The 19,078-nt window shown below is 33.4% G+C and carries 17 protein-coding genes, 1 tRNA gene and 3 pseudogenes; 2 read left to right on the top strand and 19 right to left on the bottom strand.

Going from position 1 to position 19,078, the window contains the following annotated elements; genetic code table 11:
• Positions 1-47: 47 nt before the first annotated feature.
• From AAGD44_RS01965 to AAGD44_RS01915, 11 genes and pseudogenes are all read right to left on the bottom strand, one after another.
• Positions 48-1,193 carry a hypothetical protein gene (locus tag AAGD44_RS01965; RefSeq protein ID WP_341764354.1) on the bottom strand — a complete coding sequence of 382 codons (1,146 nt, stop codon included), beginning with the start codon at positions 1,191-1,193 and terminating at the stop codon, positions 48-50.
• 204 nt (positions 1,194-1,397) lie between these two features.
• Entirely contained in the window at positions 1,398-1,634 is a 237-nt protein-coding gene (locus AAGD44_RS01960; RefSeq protein ID WP_341764353.1) for a hypothetical protein, read from the bottom strand.
• Between the two features lie 132 nt (positions 1,635-1,766).
• Positions 1,767-2,618, bottom strand: a pseudogene (locus AAGD44_RS01955) (IS110 family transposase); the annotation flags it as partial.
• Positions 2,619-2,627: 9 nt separating this feature from the next.
• Entirely contained in the window at positions 2,628-3,125 is a 498-nt protein-coding gene (locus AAGD44_RS01950; protein ID WP_341763542.1) for an IS630 family transposase, read from the bottom strand.
• 4 nt (positions 3,126-3,129) lie between these two features.
• A complete protein-coding gene (locus tag AAGD44_RS01945) occupies positions 3,130-3,621 on the bottom strand; it encodes a helix-turn-helix domain-containing protein (protein WP_341763541.1) in 492 nt (163 codons plus the stop codon).
• 100 nt (positions 3,622-3,721) lie between these two features.
• Positions 3,722-3,832: pseudogene (locus tag AAGD44_RS01940) on the bottom strand (IS110 family transposase); the annotation flags it as partial.
• Between the two features lie 963 nt (positions 3,833-4,795).
• Positions 4,796-5,062, bottom strand: coding sequence for a hypothetical protein (locus AAGD44_RS01935; RefSeq protein WP_341764352.1), 267 nt, complete (start codon positions 5,060-5,062; stop codon positions 4,796-4,798).
• Between the two features lie 153 nt (positions 5,063-5,215).
• Positions 5,216-6,181 carry an Rpn family recombination-promoting nuclease/putative transposase gene (locus AAGD44_RS01930; protein WP_341764351.1) on the bottom strand — a complete coding sequence of 322 codons (966 nt, stop codon included), beginning with the start codon at positions 6,179-6,181 and terminating at the stop codon, positions 5,216-5,218.
• 95 nt (positions 6,182-6,276) lie between these two features.
• A complete protein-coding gene (locus AAGD44_RS01925; protein ID WP_341764350.1) occupies positions 6,277-6,936 on the bottom strand; it encodes a hypothetical protein in 660 nt (219 codons plus the stop codon).
• Between the two features lie 2 nt (positions 6,937-6,938).
• Positions 6,939-7,337, bottom strand: a pseudogene (locus AAGD44_RS01920) (type IV secretion system DNA-binding domain-containing protein); the annotation flags it as partial.
• A 114-nt stretch (positions 7,338-7,451) separates the two neighbouring features.
• Complete coding sequence (locus AAGD44_RS01915; RefSeq protein ID WP_341764349.1) at positions 7,452-8,162, bottom strand: IS6 family transposase; 711 nt, start codon at positions 8,160-8,162, stop codon at positions 7,452-7,454.
• 198 nt (positions 8,163-8,360) lie between these two features.
• Here AAGD44_RS01915 and AAGD44_RS01910 point away from each other — a divergent pair, with 198 nt between their 5' ends.
• Positions 8,361-9,464 (top strand): IS4 family transposase, encoded by a 1,104-nt coding sequence (locus AAGD44_RS01910; RefSeq protein ID WP_341763462.1) that lies wholly within the window; start codon positions 8,361-8,363, stop codon positions 9,462-9,464.
• A gap of 49 nt (positions 9,465-9,513) precedes the next feature.
• Here AAGD44_RS01910 and AAGD44_RS01905 read toward each other — a convergent pair whose 3' ends face one another.
• The 7 genes from AAGD44_RS01905 to AAGD44_RS01875 form a co-directional block, all read right to left on the bottom strand.
• Positions 9,514-10,059 (bottom strand): hypothetical protein, encoded by a 546-nt coding sequence (locus tag AAGD44_RS01905; protein WP_341764348.1) that lies wholly within the window; start codon positions 10,057-10,059, stop codon positions 9,514-9,516.
• 139 nt (positions 10,060-10,198) lie between these two features.
• A tRNA-Ala gene (locus tag AAGD44_RS01900) sits at positions 10,199-10,273 on the bottom strand.
• A gap of 113 nt (positions 10,274-10,386) precedes the next feature.
• Positions 10,387-10,590, bottom strand: coding sequence for a hypothetical protein (locus tag AAGD44_RS01895; protein ID WP_341764347.1), 204 nt, complete (start codon positions 10,588-10,590; stop codon positions 10,387-10,389).
• A 258-nt stretch (positions 10,591-10,848) separates the two neighbouring features.
• Positions 10,849-12,189 (bottom strand): DNA repair protein RadA, encoded by a 1,341-nt coding sequence (gene radA, locus AAGD44_RS01890; protein ID WP_341764346.1) that lies wholly within the window; start codon positions 12,187-12,189, stop codon positions 10,849-10,851.
• A 45-nt stretch (positions 12,190-12,234) separates the two neighbouring features.
• Positions 12,235-12,825, bottom strand: a complete 591-nt coding sequence (locus AAGD44_RS01885; protein ID WP_341764345.1) for an RsmD family RNA methyltransferase — start codon at positions 12,823-12,825, stop codon at positions 12,235-12,237.
• Positions 12,822-13,514 carry a pseudouridine synthase gene (locus AAGD44_RS01880; RefSeq protein WP_341764344.1) on the bottom strand — a complete coding sequence of 231 codons (693 nt, stop codon included), beginning with the start codon at positions 13,512-13,514 and terminating at the stop codon, positions 12,822-12,824. The genes AAGD44_RS01885 and AAGD44_RS01880 overlap by 4 nt, the downstream gene beginning before the upstream one ends.
• Positions 13,515-13,567: 53 nt before the next feature.
• The gene (locus AAGD44_RS01875; RefSeq protein ID WP_341764343.1) at positions 13,568-14,446 is read right to left on the bottom strand and encodes a DUF1189 family protein; all 879 of its coding nucleotides are present in this window, start codon (positions 14,444-14,446) and stop codon (positions 13,568-13,570) included.
• A gap of 99 nt (positions 14,447-14,545) precedes the next feature.
• Between AAGD44_RS01875 and AAGD44_RS01870 the strand changes: the two genes are divergently transcribed.
• Positions 14,546-16,576, top strand: a complete 2,031-nt coding sequence (locus AAGD44_RS01870) for a transketolase (RefSeq protein ID WP_341764342.1) — start codon at positions 14,546-14,548, stop codon at positions 16,574-16,576.
• 450 nt (positions 16,577-17,026) lie between these two features.
• Here the strand turns inward: AAGD44_RS01870 and AAGD44_RS01865 are convergent, their stop codons facing one another.
• Complete coding sequence (locus AAGD44_RS01865) at positions 17,027-18,934, bottom strand: hypothetical protein (RefSeq protein WP_341764341.1); 1,908 nt, start codon at positions 18,932-18,934, stop codon at positions 17,027-17,029.
• Between the last annotated feature and the right edge of the window lie 144 nt (positions 18,935-19,078).

The following is a 19,078-nucleotide window of genomic DNA, read 5'->3' as shown; positions in this document are numbered from 1 at the left end:
CGACAAAACCTATTAAATCCATTATACTAATACTGTATAATATAAGGTTAGGTCTGCTCGTTAGTAGTACCTGTTAGTTGAGGTTCCCATACAACATAAATAGGTTCAGAAGTTGTCAATGTACTTTCTTCAGAAATAGAATAGGTATGAGTAGACATATCTTCACACTGCAATAAAAATTGCCGTACTTCTGAGTTAGGGCACGCCTCTAATAGAGTAACACCATTGTCATCTGTTACATTCCCAGAGATTTGATATTGATCGTGCTTTTCTTGCAAGAAATATTGCAATATCTCTATGGTATCTTCAGAATCTTCTTTTACTGTCTTAAATACAATATCTATTATTTTCGGTTTTATATTGTCCCTATTTTCTGACTTTTCATTTTGACATAATTGAAAAAATTGGTTTAAAGCTGAATTTCCAAGAGTAAATCCTACTTGCGGCAAATTTTCACAAATTTTTGCTAATTTAGGTATTTCTCTTATATCAATATCATTTTTTGAGATATTAAGGTAGGTAAGGCTGTTTAAGTTAACCAACACTTTTAAACATTCATCAGTATATTGACTAGAACGATTTAAAGATAAATCAAGATTCTTAAGATCAATCTTTTTTGTAGCAACTATTGCAATCAAGTCTTTTAAACGTGTTAAACTTTTTTGAGCTGTTTCTTCATCATTGAACATATCATTATAAGATAAATTAAGAGACTGAAGTTGTGGCATATTTTTAACAGCCTTTATTACTCTTTTTCCCTCAGTTTTAGATATATAATTTTCACTTAAGTTAAGGTTATTTACATTTGCGAAGCTAGTGAGATCTAGGCGATTCAATTCATTGAGATGAGCGCATTTCCCAATTTTATTTTGAGATAAATTAATATCAGTAATTCGTTCTGGCAGTTTTGCATCTTGGAATAAATATTCAATAATCTGCCAATATAGGTTGTTATTAGCTAAATTAATTGCTCTAATATGTGATAGTGAATCCTGTATCAGTTCTTCTTTAAATAAAGAATTAACTTGTTTTATAAGTGTAGGGGTAATCTTATTCAAGTGGGCAAAACATTTGCTAAGGTTAAGTTCAGAACAGTTGGTTTTGCTTTTACAATAATTTATACGATTCCGTAGTGTTAGAACGCATTGATCTGCCTGACTAGAACTTTGCTGAGTATTATTAACATTTAACATATTATTTCAACTTTTTTCAATTAGGGTCTACGATTTTTTACAAGATTTGAGAAGTAAGAGTCAATTTTCTGCTGTATCCTTATTTTAGCTTTTTCTAACTTGACTATCTTGATATTTTTACTGCTTACAAATTATTAGTGAAATAACGTTGAGCAAGAATTCTATTTAGGCGCGGGTTTTCATGCATTAACCAGCATTCTGGACTTAAATATGCTCTTCTACTCCTCCAAGAATCGAGGTTTCAGTTATATACCCTTCGATTGATGAAGGATTTTCAGAGTCTATAGTAAATTGTAAAGATTCTGTAGGTATAGAGTTATTAGATTGTTCTGAGAAAGATTTGGAAATCTGCTCTTTTAAAGCCTCAACATTTTCTGTTATGGCAATTTGTAGAATTTCACCATAGTTTTGTAACTTTAACACGTCCTCTTTCCACAACATCTTTAATATCTTGAAAGGTAATTGCTCTAGCGTATTTTCATTATACTCACTAAGATACCGTCTTGAGAGTCAACAAATTTTTAAGAATGTTATAAAAATTTATTGTTAAATTTTTATAACATTCTCTATATTTTAAACAATTTTTTCATTAAAGGAGTTTTTATTTTTAAGTACCCCATAAATGATATGTAACAACTTACGCATAGCAGCGATTACAATAACCATCTTAGGTTTTCCTACACTACTTAAACGCTGCGCAAATTCTTTAACAATTGGATTAAATTTAAGAGAGACTATAGCAGGCATATAAAAAGCTTTACGCAGATCTGAACAACCTGTTTTTGATATTCTACTAGCTCCCCGTACTGAAGTACCAGATTGACGCTGTTTGGGGTTGAGGCCAACAAATGCTACTACTTGTTTTACAGAATCAAAATTCTCTATATTAGATAAGAAAGCAAGAACTACGGCTATTGTTTTTTCTCCTACTCCTGGAATTGAAGCAAGAAGAGTACCCTTATCATCGAGCTCTTTATGGTTTTTGATATGATTGCTAATTAGCTGTTCTATTTCTTTGATCTGTTCATTCAAAAATTTAATATGAGCTTGAACATTTACAGTAACTATATCAGATGATGCTTCTAACCGATTAGTTTCTTGATTTTTGATGGCAATTAAAGCATCTAAACGGTTTACCAATTGTTGTAATTCATGGATATGAGAAGGTAGTGGTTGCCAAAGGTCAGGCGTCATTGCTATACAAAATTGGGCTATTAATTCGCTATCTACTTTATCAGTTTTAACACGACAAAGTTTGCTCATTGCAAAACCTTTGATACGAGCAGGGTTTACTACACTAACTTTAAAATTCTTATCATAAAGATATTGAGCTAACTTTAAGCCATAAGAGCCAGTAGCTTCCATACATGCATGAGCAGTATCAATTTCTTTAGTTTTTAACCACTCTATTAACCCACTAATACCATTTCCCTATTATAAATAGATATATGAACAATTACATATAGATTTTATAGTTTCTATTGAAATAGATTGAATAAATTCAATTACAGCATCTTCAAGTTTAGTTAAACAATCGTAAACTTTATTTTTTAATACCGAATCTTTTAAATGTTGCCACAACCTCTCTACAGGATTTAACTCTGGACTATATGGTGGTAAGTACATAATCTCAATATTAGCTGGTATTGTAAGACCTTTATGCCATCCAGCTCCATCCATCACTAGTATAACTTTTGTAGTTATATGTTTCGCAAATTCATTAAGAAAAACTTGCATACAGGCCTTATCAACATTCGGAATAATTAAACTAAAAGAGTCTCCATCTCTATGATTTGTAGCAGAATAAAGATAAAATGATTTAAATCCCAGCTTTGTAGGAACTGGAGTCCTACTGCCTTTTTCAAACCATCCTAAACCATGTTTTGTATTGGTCCCAAACCTAGTCTCATCAAAAAAATAAATAGGTACCATAGGATTATCTTGGTGTACTTGTTGTAGATTTTTTTTTGAATTCTTCTTGAGAAGATGTGTCAGCTTTGTAATGCCTCTTTCTACCAGTAATATGCCTAAACCCAAGTGCCCCTAGCATTCTATGTATACTAGATTTTTCTATATCTATATCAAATTTTTCTTTTATCACTATCTTTAATTTCTTAATCGTAATACTACTGTCTCTCTTTATCAAAGTTTTAATCTCATCTTTTTGAGCAGTATTTAATTTTGATCTAGAAGGCTTTGCTATGTTCTTGAGACCATCAATGCCTTGATCTCGAAATAGAGCAACCCATCTATGTAGCGAAGATCTGTTGATATCATAAACTTCCGCTACTTTCTTAATACCATGCTTACTCGATGCTAGTATGGCTTTTAATCTTGTTACTACAACACCATTCTTCCCTCCGTTATTCAAAGCTTCCCTTGCTTTTAATACTAATTCGTCATTTATCATTTTTGATACTTTAGGCATTTCCTTGTTACTTCCTATTATTTCATTATTACCTAGCTTTATATCATAAATTACTCATTCTATCAATCTAATATCTCTGCTTATAATGGGGAAATGGTATAAAACCTTTGGAATTATTATCAAATTTTTTAGTTTTTATTTTGTTATTAATTAACAATGCTACATCAAATGTTTGTTTAGAAATATCTATACCTAAAATTATACTGTCCATATAATACTATTTATGTTAATAATTAATGAAATACTCAAAGACCAACCTTGTAAATACAGGTTCATTGATGTAAACTTCAAGACCTAAGACACCGTCCGATCTTCAATGAGTAGATGAAGGCTAGTTACTTATCTAAACGACAGGATCTTTGTCCTAAGGTTATACACAGTATATCTAGCCTTCTTACTTAAGTGCCCTTAAGTATCTTATAGTTTCTCACGAAAGACAATATCAAGATACAAGGCTTTACTAGCTTGAGAATGTGTCGAGACTTTACTTTGGTCTGTAAAACGATAGAATATAGCATAGATAATTATTATTACCCTGATAAGCAATTATAATAAAAAAATAGCTTGATTTTAAATTTTATTGTACTAAAATAAGATACTATAGCTAGATATAGGCTTTAGAATTGTCAGAACCCCTAAATGTAGATTTTTACTGATTGTTTAAAAAAACAGTAAAATGTGATTATATACACAAACAGTAAATACAAATAAAACAAAAATTTATAATTTCGAGTTAAGTACTGTTTTAGTAGTTTGTTATTTTAAAGAAGTGTTATTTCAACTATAGACTCTAAACCCTCATAAAAATAACCAATCTTTTTACCTAAAGTCTTAGATATCAGAACTAATGCGTTGATAATCATTCTTCCGCTACCTTTTTTATATTTCTGTAATTCTAATTTTTTATAAGCTATTCTCTATCTCATCAATTTTACATATCTAAACTACTTTACAAAACACAATTAGCGGGTAATTTTTAACTAAAATTTAGCCGCCTATCAAAAAACAGTCATACAAGCGTTTTTAAAAGGTTTTCTGTTTTAATATCCATTCTACAATACTTATTAAATTTAATAGCTAAAAACCTCTTAAAATAAGATAGATTTTTTACAAAAAATATTAAAAATTGTTAATATTACTACTTTATTAACTTGTAATTTCTTTGATAATCATTCTAAACTTTACCCTTGGCATTCTTAATACCTACTGCTAAAGTTTCTAAGATTTTTATATATTGATAAAAACCATTATATTGATTAAAGTACTTTTGTTCTTCTTCAGTTGTACCTTCTTTAACAGAATCTATTATAGTCATTATAGCAAGCATATCATCTACAAAAGTCACTAATATTTCTTGTTCACTTCCCCCTCTGGCAACAATTTCTTTTACTTTTTTATCTATCAACTCAATCAAATCTAGCTGTTTTGGAGTTAGTAACATTACTAATTTTTACTTAAAAACATAATTATATTGTAGCTTATTTTTTATCTTTTGTATCTGTTCTATATTAGAACCAGTAACTTCGGCAATGTAATCAACAGTGGTTTTCTCTTCAAGTAATCTGATAACAGTAGTAATTTGCCAATCATGAATTTATGTTAATTGCAATAATGTACTTATTTCAGTAATAGATAATTTGGTAATTCTAGAAATCTCTTCAATAGAATATCCATTATTCCTCATCATCTTTATCATTTCAGCTTTTCCTTCAGCTTTTCCGATTTGAATACCTTTGACTTCACCAATTTGGATTCCTTTAGCTTCTCCGATTTGGATTCCTTTAGCTTCTCCGATTTGTTCCCAATGTTGTGCTAAACTAGACATCAGTTTTGTACCTGTTTCTTGATTTAATGTTGCTGTTAACAACTTTTCTAACTCTATTTTATCATCTTGCTTTATTCTTGTCAAAGTATACCGAAGAATTAATTCAAGATAACTATAGCCAATAGTTAGTTTGGTAAACTCCGGTAATATATCTTGTATTTCTTGCCATCTCTTAAGTAGATTTCGTTCGTGTATGTGCTTCATAAAAAATTCAAGAATCCCTGACCAAATTCTTTCTCTGAACTCACTATCGGGAATGTCGTGAACATTTACCAGTTGGTAATCATTGATCCAAATGCTTCTTGCTAATTGACTATTTTCGAATAACTTCCACAAATTAAGAGGTGCATTATATTTTCTTGTACCGTTATAAAATATCAAAGGGTATACTAATGGCAAAGTCTTAGTATTGGGGTGTTGTGTTAAATGTCTATCGCAAATATTGATCATGTACTTGAAGAGTCTGAACGCCATAAAATGATCAGGATGACTCTGATGCTCCAGTAACAGATACAAATAACCATCTTGCTTATCAAACTTAGCTTGAAATAGTACGTCAGTAATCGAGTCTCTTAAATCTTGTTCTATAAAAGTGGTATTATCCATTTTTAAACTAGAGAAATCTAACGAATCTTTAATAGATTTCGGTAAATGGGCATTACAAAACTCATGTGCTACTAGCGGGTTCTGCAACGCTTTTCGAAAGATTTTATCATGTTTAAAGCGATCAGCCATTTTACCTTTTCTGTTTTTATTGCTACCTACTTTATAGCAAAGTTCTTATAAAGCCAAGTTCATTTAGTTAACTTAGATTGAGCAGGACCCTAACATTACTTAGTTTTGTTAACTTTTAAGTCCTTTTGATCTTTAACTGATCCCCAGACTTCTACTCTACTATCATACACCGATAAGTCATTCACCCCTTTGATTTCAACATATCTTGGGAAACCAATGGTGACGAAATAGCTGGTAATACCTGAAACTAGAGCAGAGAATACCACCATTATCGCGAGTAGGGTACAAAACTTTCTTCTACTTCTTGTTGATATTATTTTACTATCTTCTAAACATCTATTTGTTATTTCTGCCAATTTACTGTGATAATTAGTTATTTCTTTAGCTATTTCTTGTTGTAATGAGAGAAACTGCTCTTTAATCTTTATAATATGAGACTGATGTATTGTTTCTACTGCACGCGCTATTTGTGGGACAATATTTACTATGTTGCTGGTTATTTTTTCTGGCAAAAGAGTAAATGTCGTTAGTTCATTGGATATTCTATTTTGTTGTTCTTTATTTTGTTCAACTAAATTCTCTAATTTTTTTAATAAAGTCTCAAATTCTAAGATAGAGCTTTGCAAAGTAGCATTGAAATTCTGACTCTTAATATCAAGTGATTTTGTGACAAAATCTATCTCATAATGTAATTTCTTCAAGGTTTGCTGTAATTGGTCTTCTATTGTTAGATTATTATTTATTTGATCCTGCATACTTATTCTTTATTTATTTCAATAAAACCAGGGTGTTTCAAGGGAGCATCAACTGCTAATGGTACTTTGATTCTTGCTATTCTGGCTTTTGGTTCAGGTAGACCAACAAAACATTCTAGATCCGCTAAAGTAGCAAGGTGATCTGTAGTAATTAAAGCTTTATGTTTGGTTTGTTCAGTATAGCTAATACCATCACGATACTCATTAGCCCCATAAGAGGTATTCTTCTGAGAAGTAGCATATTCTAGTTGTCCAAAAATCTCGGTGATGATTTTAGCTGTGGCTGGCTCATCACTTCTAAAGAGAAACTTAGTAGCAAATTGGCCAAAGATACTACTGCCTTGCAACATGCCGAAATTATCAAATATTTGATTAATTGATTGGGTAGCGCTAAGTACGCATCCCCCATATTTTCTAGCCTCTGATGTTAAAGTAGTAAAACCAGATAAATTACCGGTTTTGTCGCATCTGCAAGTGTAGTTTTATCTGGATTTAAAAATCTCAAGATTAAAATATTATGCAGCCATTAATGTTACAAAATTTTCAAAAGTAGAAAAATTATAGTTAGCCTTAGTAATTTGTTTTTTTTGAATCATCCTAATATTCTCGCAGCCAGCAATAGTAATTTTAGCAGAAGCAAAACTTTTGAAGCCAAGCATCGGCTTAGTTCGTTTCTTAATAAAGCGATGATCTTGCTCAATTATGTTATTGAGGTATTTAACCTGAGTAACCTTAATTTTTTGTTCCTCGTGCAAATCCTTATTAATGCTGTTAAGGGCAGCAGTATTGCTACCGCTTTTATCAATATTCACTTTTATAGGATGACCGTTATGTCTAAAAGCTTTCCGAAAGAATGCTTTAGCAGCTGCAGTATCTCTATGTTTCCTTAAGCAGAAATCTATGGTGTTACCCATAGTATCAACTGCTCTATACAGATAAACCCAGTTACCCTTTACTTTAATATACGTTTCATCCATTCTCCAGTTTCTACCAACTGGCTTCTTGTATTTCCTGACTTGCATATCTATTAATTTTACAAACCTTATAACCCATCTTTGTAAAGTGGCGTGATCTATCGATGCTCCTCTAATTCCAGCCATCTCCTCTAAATCTCTATAGCTTAAAGAAAATCTACACTTCATGTAGACAAATAACATGATGATTTCAGCTGATGAGCAATATCCTTTGAAATATTTTAACAATTTAGCAGAAATTTGAAATGGCATCTTAATTATTTTGACTGTATTTTTATGTCTTTATACCTTCTGCTAAACTATTAGTCAATAAATGCGACAGAACCAATTTTGTAACATTAATGGCTGCATCTCAGTACATGACATAAAGGTTAACAAGGAAAAAAACAGTGGATAACGCATGATCAAAGTCCTATAACTTAAGTTGTCTAAGACTTAAGGAGAAGGAGAATGACTTCAGCGTTATCACAACTATTAGGAAACTATTTTTTTAAGAGTTTTGCAAGTATAAAATTAATCGAGCAGATAATAACAGGATTGTTCTATGTCAGAGATGTCAATCTTACTCAACTAGCTTTGGTAGTTCAAGGAGCTGGCAATGATAATTCTCGATATCGCAAACTACAAAGATTTTTTTCTGGCTTTAGTTTTTGTTATACTGCACTGGCTAAATTATTAGTAGCATTTGCCAAAATTGAATCAGAAAAATGGTTGTTGGCTTTGGATCGTACTAACTGGAAATTTGGCAAGCTTGATATCAATATTTTAGTATTATCAATCTGCCATAATGGCATAGCTATACCAATCATGTGGGACATGTTACCAAAAACTGGCGTTTCAAATAGTGGTGAACGTCAGAAATTAATAGGTAGATTTTTGCAAGTATTTGGAGTAGAAAAAATATCAGCATTGCTTGGAGATCGTGAATTTATCGGTGATGACTGGTTGAAATTTCTAGCAGATCGTAATATTCCATTTTATATAAGAATTAAGCAAAATTTAACTATTGGTAGATCAGAAAACGAATTAGTGACAGCAAATCCATTAGTAAAGAAGTTACAGAATAATGAATATAAAGTACTCAGAGGTAAGAGATATTTAGGTAAGAACTATAAAGGACCTAAAGTTTCTGTGGCTGCTTTGCGTAACGGAGAAGGAGAATTAGTAATTATAGCAACCAATGACAACCCCTATCAGGCCTTGGATATTTACAAAAAACGCTGGGAAATTGAAAATCTTTTTGCATGCCTTAAGACGCGTGGCTTCAACTTTGAAAATACCCATTTAGTACATTTGGATAGAATAAACAAATTATTAGGGATATTAGCTATAACTTTTACCTTTGCTTATACTGTGGGCTTATGGCGGCATTCTATCTGGCCTATAAAATTGAAAACTCACGGCAGAAAGGCTATGTCACCTTTTAGGTATGGACTTGATTACTTACGAAGAATATATTTAAACCAAGGGCAAATGTACAAGGAACTATCCAGCATTATTGATATATTTATCAAGCCTCTAATCCCCAAATTACCAACAATTATATCATGTTAACCTTTATGTCATGTACTGAGGGCTGCATAATATTTTAATCTTGAGATTTTTAAATCCAGATAAAACTACACTTGCAGATGCGACAAAACCTATTAGATTTATTATTAATATCTATAATATTGTGTGCCTGAAATTTTTTTCGGGTTAACCCGAAACTTTTTTCAGCTTCATGCGAAATTTTTTTCGGGTAAGGCTGAAAATTTTTTGCCAATTTGATGCATGGAGTATTTCGACATTTTATGTGCTGTTTGATAACGGTGGCATTGTATAGATGAATAAAACTTCCATTTTGCAGCTCAAGCATACATTGTCTAATCCGCCTTTGACAAACTCCGAGTGATTGCTCAAAGAAATGATAAGATTCTTGCAACTCATCTTCTTGCAGATGGGAGCCGCTATTATGACAAATCTGAAGGCGAAAAACTATCAAAGAGAGGAGTTGACGCGCAGTTTTACTTAAATCCTTACCGCCACTACCTTGAAGATCCCGCCACTCTGGTGGCACAAAATTACCAACAAAATTATAGAAGATAGCATCATTGTTACTATCAGTAGAAATATGGGGGGTGGAAGGAAAGTTGACTATTTGCTGCATAATCCTGCCTGCTGAACATCAGATCCAGTAAGGGTTTGCGAGCAATTTAAATAGCCATAACTGTATTTAAAAGCAGCATATAGGCAGCATATGGATTTTGGAAGAAAATTATGAAATTCTTGGAGGCCTGATAAGTATGTGGTGGAGATGAAGGGAATCGAACCCCCGGCCCTCTGCGTGCAAAGCAGATGCTCTACCCCTGAGCTACATCCCCAAAAACAGATATTCCTGAGATCAAAAAGTTAGGTATCAAGATTTTCTTACTGTTACGTAAGAAAATTCGCTAATAATTATATGGTCTAAATATCTTACCCCATATATCAGAATTTAATTTTTTGCTCTGACCCAAGGCAATATAGTGCTATCTGCTCCTACCACTAAGTCTCCTGATTTTTTATACTCTGCTGCAAAACGCGTAGATTCATTCGTTATAAGCTTTACTGGCTTAATTTCTTTGCCCTGATAAAAATACTCTTTAGCTTGCTCCCGAGAGGTAGGGTTATTTTTAGAGGCGGTTTTTGCTGTTGACATAATAGGACCTATAATCACTTAATCTTAACCTATAAAATAACGAGCATTTATTATTTGTCAAGGAAAAGCTATAATATATAATAGACGTTAAAAGCAGTGAGGTACTCTTTTGCCCCTTTTGAATTAATTACTATAATTATTTAAGATCCTGGGCTAGGCGCCCTGCCATTCATTTGCTGACTAAAGATTTATTAATTTTTCTTAATTATCGCTTCTATTTTTCTAACTAAATGTTATAAAAATAATATTTATGAATGTTTATTTTTCTAGAAACGCTCCCAATTCTCTTAAGTTACTAATAGGATGAATTAATTCATATTCTAATTTTTCCAGCTTAGAGCAAACTATTTTATTAAACCCTAACTTTTTAGCTTCTTTGATCCTAGTTTTTGCCCCGTTTACCTTTCTGATTTCCCCGGATAAGCCAATTTCTCCAAAGAAAATACTTTCTTCTGGTACTGCTTTATTGGTTGCTGCTGAAATTAAAGCTGCGGCTACCGCTAAATCTGAAGCAGGATCAGTAATTTTCAGTCCTCCTGCCACACTTAAATATACTTCCTTAGTAGATAAATTCAGCTTAAACCGTACGTTAAGCACTGCTATTATCATCGCTAACCTATTCAATTCCCACCCTACTACTGAACGCCTAGGCATAGGAATAGTTGAGGGGGCAATTAATGCTTGTATTTCGATTAATAACGGTCTAGAGCCTTCAATTCCAGCAAATACTGCCACCCCACTGACGTTTTTTTCTCTTTTTAATAAAAATAATTCTGAAGGATTAGGGACTTCTTTAAGGCCGCTAGCGGTCATATCAAAAACCCCAATCTCCCCTACTCCTCCATATCTATTTTTGCTAGAACGTAAAATACGAAAATGACTATTATGATCCCCCTCAAAGTATAATACCGTATCCACAAGGTGCTCAAGTAACTTAGGACCGGCCAATTGCCCATCTTTGGTAACATGACAACTAATTAAAATTATGATATTATTATTTTTAGCATAGCTCACTAATTCATTCGCACACGCCCTTACTTGCGACACAGTACCAGGAGGGGAGGACAGCGTACTAGTCACCATAGTTTGTATTGAATCAATAATTATTAAATCAATATTTTGTTTATTCGCCTCAATAGTAGCAATAATATCTTCAACATTTACCGCAGCTAATATAGAGGTGGCTTGATTATTAAGCCCAAGTCTTAATGCTCGGAGTTTTATTTGTTGAGCTGATTCTTCCCCCGTTACATATAAACAATTCATGCTCGTAGAAGAGGAGTCAGAAGCTAATTGTAATAATAAAGTGGATTTTCCAATGCCAGGTTCACCGCCAATTAAAGTTGCTGAAGCAGCGACTAGCCCTCCTCCCAGAACTCTATTTAACTCATTAATAGGAGTGATATTATATAATCTCTCTTCAACTATCCCATCAAGCTTCTGGACCTGGAGTTTATTACCTAATTTAATTGATGGAGAATTATTCACGAGTTCTTCCTCAACTACTCCCCATAAACCACAATCAAAACATTGCCCTGCCCATTTGGGAGTAGTATTACCACAATTACTACATATATATTGTTTTTTTACTTTACTCATTCTACATACATTCCGTCCGAATTTCTCCACTTGAGAAAACGATCATCATTCTCCCCTGAAGTCAAATGCTAAATAGCTGCTATATTCTAAAACTAATAACTTACTATCTCCATATATTTTGTCTTTAACTAATTCAAAGCAATTATCAGCGAATATTTCAGTTTTGCCTAGCTCTATTACCAGCACTGAACCCTCTTTTAACCATCCACCTTTTTTTAAGCTATTAACTGATGTTATTACCAAGTTATTATAATATGGAGGATCGATAAAGACTAAATCAAATGTTTTAGTAGCTTTTGGCAAGGTACAAGCATTAAGATTTAAAAAAATAGTGTTAGCTTCTTGCTGTATTAACATAGCAAATTCCTGAGCTACTCGTAGATAATTAGCATTTATATCAACTAGTGTCACCTGCCCTGCCCCTCTTGAGAGCGCTTCAAACGCAAGACTACCGGTACCGCTAAATAAATCAAGTATACTAGTATTACTGGCAAATAGTTCTCTACTCTCAAATTCTCCTGAGGTGAGGATGCTGAAAATCGCCTCTCTTATTTTTCCAGTAGAAGGTCGATAATTTGCGTTTTTAAAAGTGGGAATTATACGATTTTTATGCTTACCTGCTATAATTCTAATCATAAAAATTGCTTAAATTGTTTGTAGTCTATTTCCTGATATTCATTTGGCTGCAAATTTCCTAACACAAAATCCCCATACTGGATTCTAATTAAACGATTAACTTTTAAACCAAAATATTCAAATATTCTTCTAATTTCACGGTTCTTACCCTCGGTAAGAACTACCTCAAACCAGCTATTAGAGTGAGATGACTTCACTAATTCAATTGATTTAACATAATATCTTACTTGTTCGATTGTTATGTTTTGATAGTTTTTTAATAAAATAGACGGATTGCCATAAGCTCTTACTTTATATATACGCTCCATTTTAGTATCAGGTAATTCAAGTTGGCGCGCTAAATCACCATTATTAGTAAGCAGTAATAATCCTTCACTATTTAAATCTAACCGACCTATTGAAATGACCCTTGGCAAACCCTGCAGATTTGCAAATACAGTGGCCCTACCATGGGTATCTTTATGAGTAGTAATTAAGCCAACAGGCTTATAATATCGCCATAAACGAATCAGCTTCTCTTGTGTTATTACTCTTCCTGAAACTTCAATGGTCGAAATGTGACTCACCTTGATAGCAGGAGAATTAATAATCACGCCATCCACTTTTACTTGATTATTTTTTATTAAGACTTCTGCGTCCCGCCGTGAACATAGTCCGGCATTACTAATGACTTTTGCTAATCTTTGCATAATTATTACTAAGAATTCTATACTCGCATGATCCCGCGTGTTAGATTTAAAAATCATGTGTGTAGAGTATTACTATTATTACGTATTCTCAAAATTCCTAAAAACAATAATAAGTTAGCAAACATTTGTATGAAGAATATTAGGCTATTTAAGCTGGGTAAAAATATAACTGCCAATGGTTGTAGTAATAGAGATACACCGCTAGAAAATAACACTACTCTACTACACGCCTGGATAGAAGATTTAGGGCCAAAAAAATTAGTTAATACATAGACTAACAGAATAACAAAGCTTTTCTCCAATAAATTGTAACAAAACCACCCAATTATTATTAAAGGAGTAACAAGATAAATAAATATTTTAGGAGCTCTATTGGTGATCTTAGAGAAATACTTTTTTATTACTTCTGCAGTAAGTAAATGTGCTTCCGAATTCAATAATTTAGGATATTCAATAGTAAAATCGCCCTTTTGTTGATCAGTAATCTTAATAGTAGAAATAGTTATATTATGGCTAGAAAAAACTACGGGGATCCTCAGTTTCTCATTGTATGATAATTGATTTTTTGAATCTATAACCGCAATTTTATTATCATTTTCATCAAATAAATATATAGGCTCTTCTTGTTCTACTACAATCTTACTTCCATCATAATAAATCTCCGGCAGTTGGGTTAATATATAACCAATAGTGGTAGCATTGTTAGTTAAATGCTGGTCCGTAAAATAATCTTTTAAAGTTAATAAATAATGTAAAATAAAAAAGCAATATATTAAAGAAGATAAAAAAGATATAGTAAATAAATATTTAGTGCCATAACCCTGATAAAATCTATATACTTCTTGATAAAATCTTACGGAACTAATAGATAACCATAATTGTCTAAATAAAGTTCTAACCCACACAAAAGCGATTAATAGTTTTGTTGTCATAATATCTATTTTTACTTGAGGTCTATTTTGTATCAGTTTATATAGTTTTTATAAAGATTTTTCATCTATTTTAAACATAAAAAAGTAATATTTATTATAATGCAGTTTAATAAAATACTCAAAGATTCAAAAAACTACTTAAAATTAAGCAATTGTATAAGGGTTTTAGCTAGTGATAGTGTAGAGCTTGCGCAGTCCGGTCATCCTGGAATGGTACTTGGTATGGCGGATGTTATGACCATGTTGGTATTTAATTTTTTAAAATTTAATCCAATTGACCCTACCTGGTTTAATCGAGACCGCTTAGTGCTATCAGCAGGTCATGGTTCTATGCTTCTCTATACTTTTTACTACTTAACCAATTATAAGGATTTTTATCTACAAGATTTACAACAATTTCGTACCCTTCACTCTAAAACTCCTGGCCACCCAGAATATGGCGCATATGAAGCGATTGAGACGAGTACTGGTCCCCTAGGGCAAGGTTTTGCTAATGCAGTAGGCATGGCTATTGCTCAAAAAAAATATGAAAACAAATTAGGAAAATCTATTAGTGATCATAAAATTTATTGTATAGTTGGAGATGGATGCCTAATGGAAGGCATAAGCTATGAAGCCACTTCGGTCGCGGGTCACCTCTCTCTTAATAATTTGATAGTTCTATTTGATGATAATAAAATCACAATTGAAGGCCCTGTAAGCTTAACTGCTTCAGAAGATCATATAATGAAATTTAAAGCTTTAGGCTGGAATACTGCAGTAATAGATGGGCATAATTTTACTCATATTAATTCAGTATTAAGTAAAGCCCAAAATTCTGATAAACCTTATTTTATTGCTTGCCGTACCTTAATTGGTAAAGGTTGTATTAATAAAGTAGGCTCAGCAAGTGTGCATGGCTCCCCCCTAGGAGCTGGAGAAATTAAGTTAATGAAAGAAAGGTTAAGGTTTAAAGATGAGGCATTCTATATCCCGCAAGATTTAAAAGAAACATGGCAAGATGCATGGCTAAGAAATCAAGAAAATTATAATCGATGGTATAAAAATTTTGATACCCTGAGCAAAGATCTCAAATATTATCTAAACAAACCTAATATTGATTGTAGCTTTCTTACCAATATGCCTAAGGTGGACAAGGAGGAAGCTACTCGCACCTCCTCTGGTAAAATTATCGCAGAGTTAGCCACGCAATCGGATAAAATTATTTTCGGTTCCGCTGACTTAGCTCCTTCTAATAATATCCAAAATAGTAAAATACGAGCTATTAATAAAGATGATTTTAGCGGAAATTACATCCATTACGGGGTCCGCGAACATGCAATGGCTGCCATAATGAATGGTTTATCTCTCTGCGGTTTTTTGCCAATAGGAGGAACGTTTTTAGTGTTTTCTGATTATATGAAACCTAGCATGAGGCTTGCTTGTCTCATGCAGCAGCAAGTTATTTATGTATTAACTCACGACTCAATTGGGGTAGGAGAAGATGGACCTACTCATCAGCCTGTTGAACATCTAGCAAATCTTAGGGCTTTACCAGGGATGACTCTATTTCGTCCTGCTGATTCTATTGAAACAAAAGAAGCATGGAGGCTTGCCTTATCTAATACCCAAGGCCCTTCTGTCCTTGCGTTAACTAGGCAAGCTGTTCCTCAAATATTTAACGATAATCCTACATCCAATAAAGGAGGCTATATAGTAGATCTTTTTCCAAACTCTACTCCTACTGGTAATGTAGTAGCGAGTTTGGCAAGAGGTCTAATAACTGCAGATTCGATGAATAAATCAGATGTCACTATATTCGCCACAGGCTCTGAATTAGCAATTGCCTTATCCACCAAAGAAATACTTGAGCAAAATGGCTTAAATATCAGGGTAGTTTCACTATTATGTTTTGAACTATTTTTTAAACAAAATACCGACTATATCCAAAATATCTTATCTAATACCAAGCTCAAGGTTGCTATAGAAGCAGGCTGTAGCTTTGGGTGGCACCAAATTATCGGAGAAGACGGTATGTTTTTCGGAGTTAATAATTTTGGGCATTCTGCTTCGGCTAGTGAATTATATTCCTTCTTTGGTTTAACTTCTACTAATATAGCAAAGCAAATTCTTACCAAAATCAGGCAGTGACAGCCCTAGGTTCTTATATCTTAGAAATATGCTATAAGTAGTTATAAATTCAACAAAAACGTGCTTTTGTCTAACCTCCTTAGCTAAACAATTCTTATTTTAAATATAGATAAAATATAATTGCTGTGCAGGAAATTTTGATAGAAGTGATTTATAGAGCATTTTAATAGACTTCCTGCATAAGCCCGGTCTAGTGGATGATTTTGTCGTCAAAACTTGCCTCCGCTCCTCAGCTGCATTCATGTATAGCCTGCGGTATTTAGCTGGTGACACTTGATTTTGCAGGATTCGGTTGTGCTCACGTATTCTCTATACGCTGCGCAACCTCGCCTTTAAATTCAAGTGTCACCAGCTAAATCACTTTGGCTATACGCAGCTCGGCTCAGCTTCATTTTTCCTAAAAATCCCTCCACTATTTTTGAGTTATGCAGGAAGTCTATATCAAGAAAATTAAGCGATACTACTAGGTAAATCCGCTACTTCTCCTAATGCATTTGATAAATCGGGATAAATATTGCTAAGCTCATTATTACCAACTTTAGCCTCCAGCTCCTTCTCAAGGTCATAAACCTTATTAGCATGCTCTGAGCTTCTTGGTGCTGGCTTAGGAGCGGACGAGGTAGAAGCGGCTGTGTCAACATCAAGAGCCTTAGAGAAAGCCTTTAGCTCCTCTGCCGGTAAGATAGATGAAAGCTTTGCGATAATCATGTCTGGCTTTTCACGCAAAATCTTAAAAACTTGCGGAGTACGTTGTAATGTGTCACTAACATTTCTCATATCCTGCGCTGCCTCTGCTAAATCCGGATGGGTATTAATTAATCCCAGAGCTATTTTAGTATAGTAAGATTTGAGTTGTAAAATTGTAGCTGGATTCTGGCCTACTAACTCGTCAGCATATCTTTTAGCTGCTTTAAACGGCTCTATTTTATATTGCCCTATCTTACTTTCCCCTAATGTACAATAAGCAGCAAGTTTGATCAGGGGGCTGCCCTCTTGATAGAATTCGTTAATATCCTTTTGTATTCCTGCTGTTTTTAAGGCTTTTTCGACATTATCAATAAAAGATATTATACTAAAATTAGGAGGAAGCTCATCTTTAAATTTATCAATCTCTCTTATTGCAGTCGTAGCTTTTTCTAGATTAAAGCTAGATATAATAGCCTTTTCATAGCAATCAAAAGCTTTAGGATAGCTGGCTTGCGCTTTTCCAAATTGCTTACCACACTTATATAGAGTGTCCGCTATTCTATCTTGATAATATGGATCTATTTCTATTTTTCCACTTTTCCAGAGCTCCATAGCAATAGTGCAAGTGATCTTAGCGTCATCATAATTCTCTAGTTGATAATGGGCTTGTGCCAAGTATGGCAAAATTTCTGGGCGCTGGTCTACTTCCTTAGGAGTGGACTTAAGTACCTCCGCTAGTTTATCTATCGCTTGCACTTCCCACGTACTCTTTTCCGAAACTCCCATCGCGCCTGGTGCTTGATTAGCTAGCAAAGAATAAGCTACCCCTAATTCCCTAGCAATTAGTGCTTTGGTAGCGTTGTGCTTCTCAGTATATTCATCAGCTTTCCTTAAAAACTCTACATTATCTTGATATTGCTCATTTTCCATACATTGGTTAGCAAGATTTTGTAATAATGTACAAAAATTCTCTTGCAGCGTCACTTTCTCTCCTATATCTAAATGAGCAGAATTTTCGTGCATGAATCGATCAATCTCATCGACTTTAGCATGAGCTGCTTCAATATCTAACTTATCAGCAGTGAGTAAATTTTGTAATTGTTCTACTAAACTTTCTAGTGCCGTAATTCCTAATGAGATAATCTTATCAATAATATGAGTTTTAAAAAACAATCGCGTAGATTTTTCCCATTTATCTGTATCTTGTACCAATTCCTTAATAGCTTTATAAGAAGTAAAAGCCGCATCATTATCATCCTTTAAGATGTTCTCTAGCCTTTGTGCATATTTTTCAAGCGTAGATTTACTTGCATTTTGTTTTAAGGAGGCCCATATTTCAAATTTTAAAACTTCTACCAGCAACTTCTTATGTTGAGGCTCTAAATTCTCAGGGTGTTTGGCCCATACTTGAGCGCCACTTTTAGCAGCCAAGATCCCCTTAGAATCCTGCCTGGCTTGTTGCAGTGCCATAATAGTCGCTAGGCCCTCCATGCTCGCTAGACTCTGTAAGCCTTTTCCTTGCTCTTTTAAGGGGGAAGAATCCTTAGTAGCACTGCCGGAACTGCTTGAACTATCGGAAATGACTGAGTTGGTAGAATCAAGCGATATATCATGTTCCTTCGTTTCTGTTCCCTTTGGCTGTTTAGTAACCATTCTAATTGATTTTCTCATAAAACTCCCTTGTTGTTATTGTTGATAATTGATTAATAATTAACTGCAGTAAAAAGTGAGATTTATTGAATTGAACTCTGGAATTAAATAATATTAATTATTATTTAATTTTGCTTGGTATCCATCCGGTTTATCTAATCTCAA

Origin of the sequence: Candidatus Tisiphia endosymbiont of Beris chalybata (assembly GCF_964026555.1) — a bacterium.
Lineage (GTDB): Bacteria > Pseudomonadota > Alphaproteobacteria > Rickettsiales > Rickettsiaceae > Tisiphia.
This window is presented reverse-complemented; position numbering and strand designations above follow the sequence as displayed.

Coding starts and splice junctions, on each gene's coding strand:
- AAGD44_RS01915 (WP_341764349.1), bottom strand. CDS start 8,162: ATGCCATTTCAAATTTCTGCTAAATTGTTAAAATATTTCAAAGGATAT.
- AAGD44_RS01895 (WP_341764347.1), bottom strand. CDS start 10,590: ATGTCAACAGCAAAAACCGCCTCTAAAAATAACCCTACCTCTCGGGAG.
- AAGD44_RS01870 (WP_341764342.1), top strand. CDS start 14,546: ATGCAGTTTAATAAAATACTCAAAGATTCAAAAAACTACTTAAAATTA.
- AAGD44_RS01880 (WP_341764344.1), bottom strand. CDS start 13,514: ATGCAAAGATTAGCAAAAGTCATTAGTAATGCCGGACTATGTTCACGG.
- AAGD44_RS01960 (WP_341764353.1), bottom strand. CDS start 1,634: ATGTTGTGGAAAGAGGACGTGTTAAAGTTACAAAACTATGGTGAAATT.
- AAGD44_RS01905 (WP_341764348.1), bottom strand. CDS start 10,059: ATGCAGCAAATAGTCAACTTTCCTTCCACCCCCCATATTTCTACTGAT.
- AAGD44_RS01885 (WP_341764345.1), bottom strand. CDS start 12,825: ATGATTAGAATTATAGCAGGTAAGCATAAAAATCGTATAATTCCCACT.
- AAGD44_RS01875 (WP_341764343.1), bottom strand. CDS start 14,446: ATGACAACAAAACTATTAATCGCTTTTGTGTGGGTTAGAACTTTATTT.
- AAGD44_RS01910 (WP_341763462.1), top strand. CDS start 8,361: ATGACTTCAGCGTTATCACAACTATTAGGAAACTATTTTTTTAAGAGT.
- AAGD44_RS01945 (WP_341763541.1), bottom strand. CDS start 3,621: ATGCCTAAAGTATCAAAAATGATAAATGACGAATTAGTATTAAAAGCA.
- AAGD44_RS01965 (WP_341764354.1), bottom strand. CDS start 1,193: ATGTTAAATGTTAATAATACTCAGCAAAGTTCTAGTCAGGCAGATCAA.
- radA (WP_341764346.1), bottom strand. CDS start 12,189: ATGAGTAAAGTAAAAAAACAATATATATGTAGTAATTGTGGTAATACT.
- AAGD44_RS01950 (WP_341763542.1), bottom strand. CDS start 3,125: ATGGTACCTATTTATTTTTTTGATGAGACTAGGTTTGGGACCAATACA.
- AAGD44_RS01935 (WP_341764352.1), bottom strand. CDS start 5,062: ATGTTACTAACTCCAAAACAGCTAGATTTGATTGAGTTGATAGATAAA.
- AAGD44_RS01925 (WP_341764350.1), bottom strand. CDS start 6,936: ATGCAGGATCAAATAAATAATAATCTAACAATAGAAGACCAATTACAG.
- AAGD44_RS01865 (WP_341764341.1), bottom strand. CDS start 18,934: ATGAGAAAATCAATTAGAATGGTTACTAAACAGCCAAAGGGAACAGAA.
- AAGD44_RS01930 (WP_341764351.1), bottom strand. CDS start 6,181: ATGGCTGATCGCTTTAAACATGATAAAATCTTTCGAAAAGCGTTGCAG.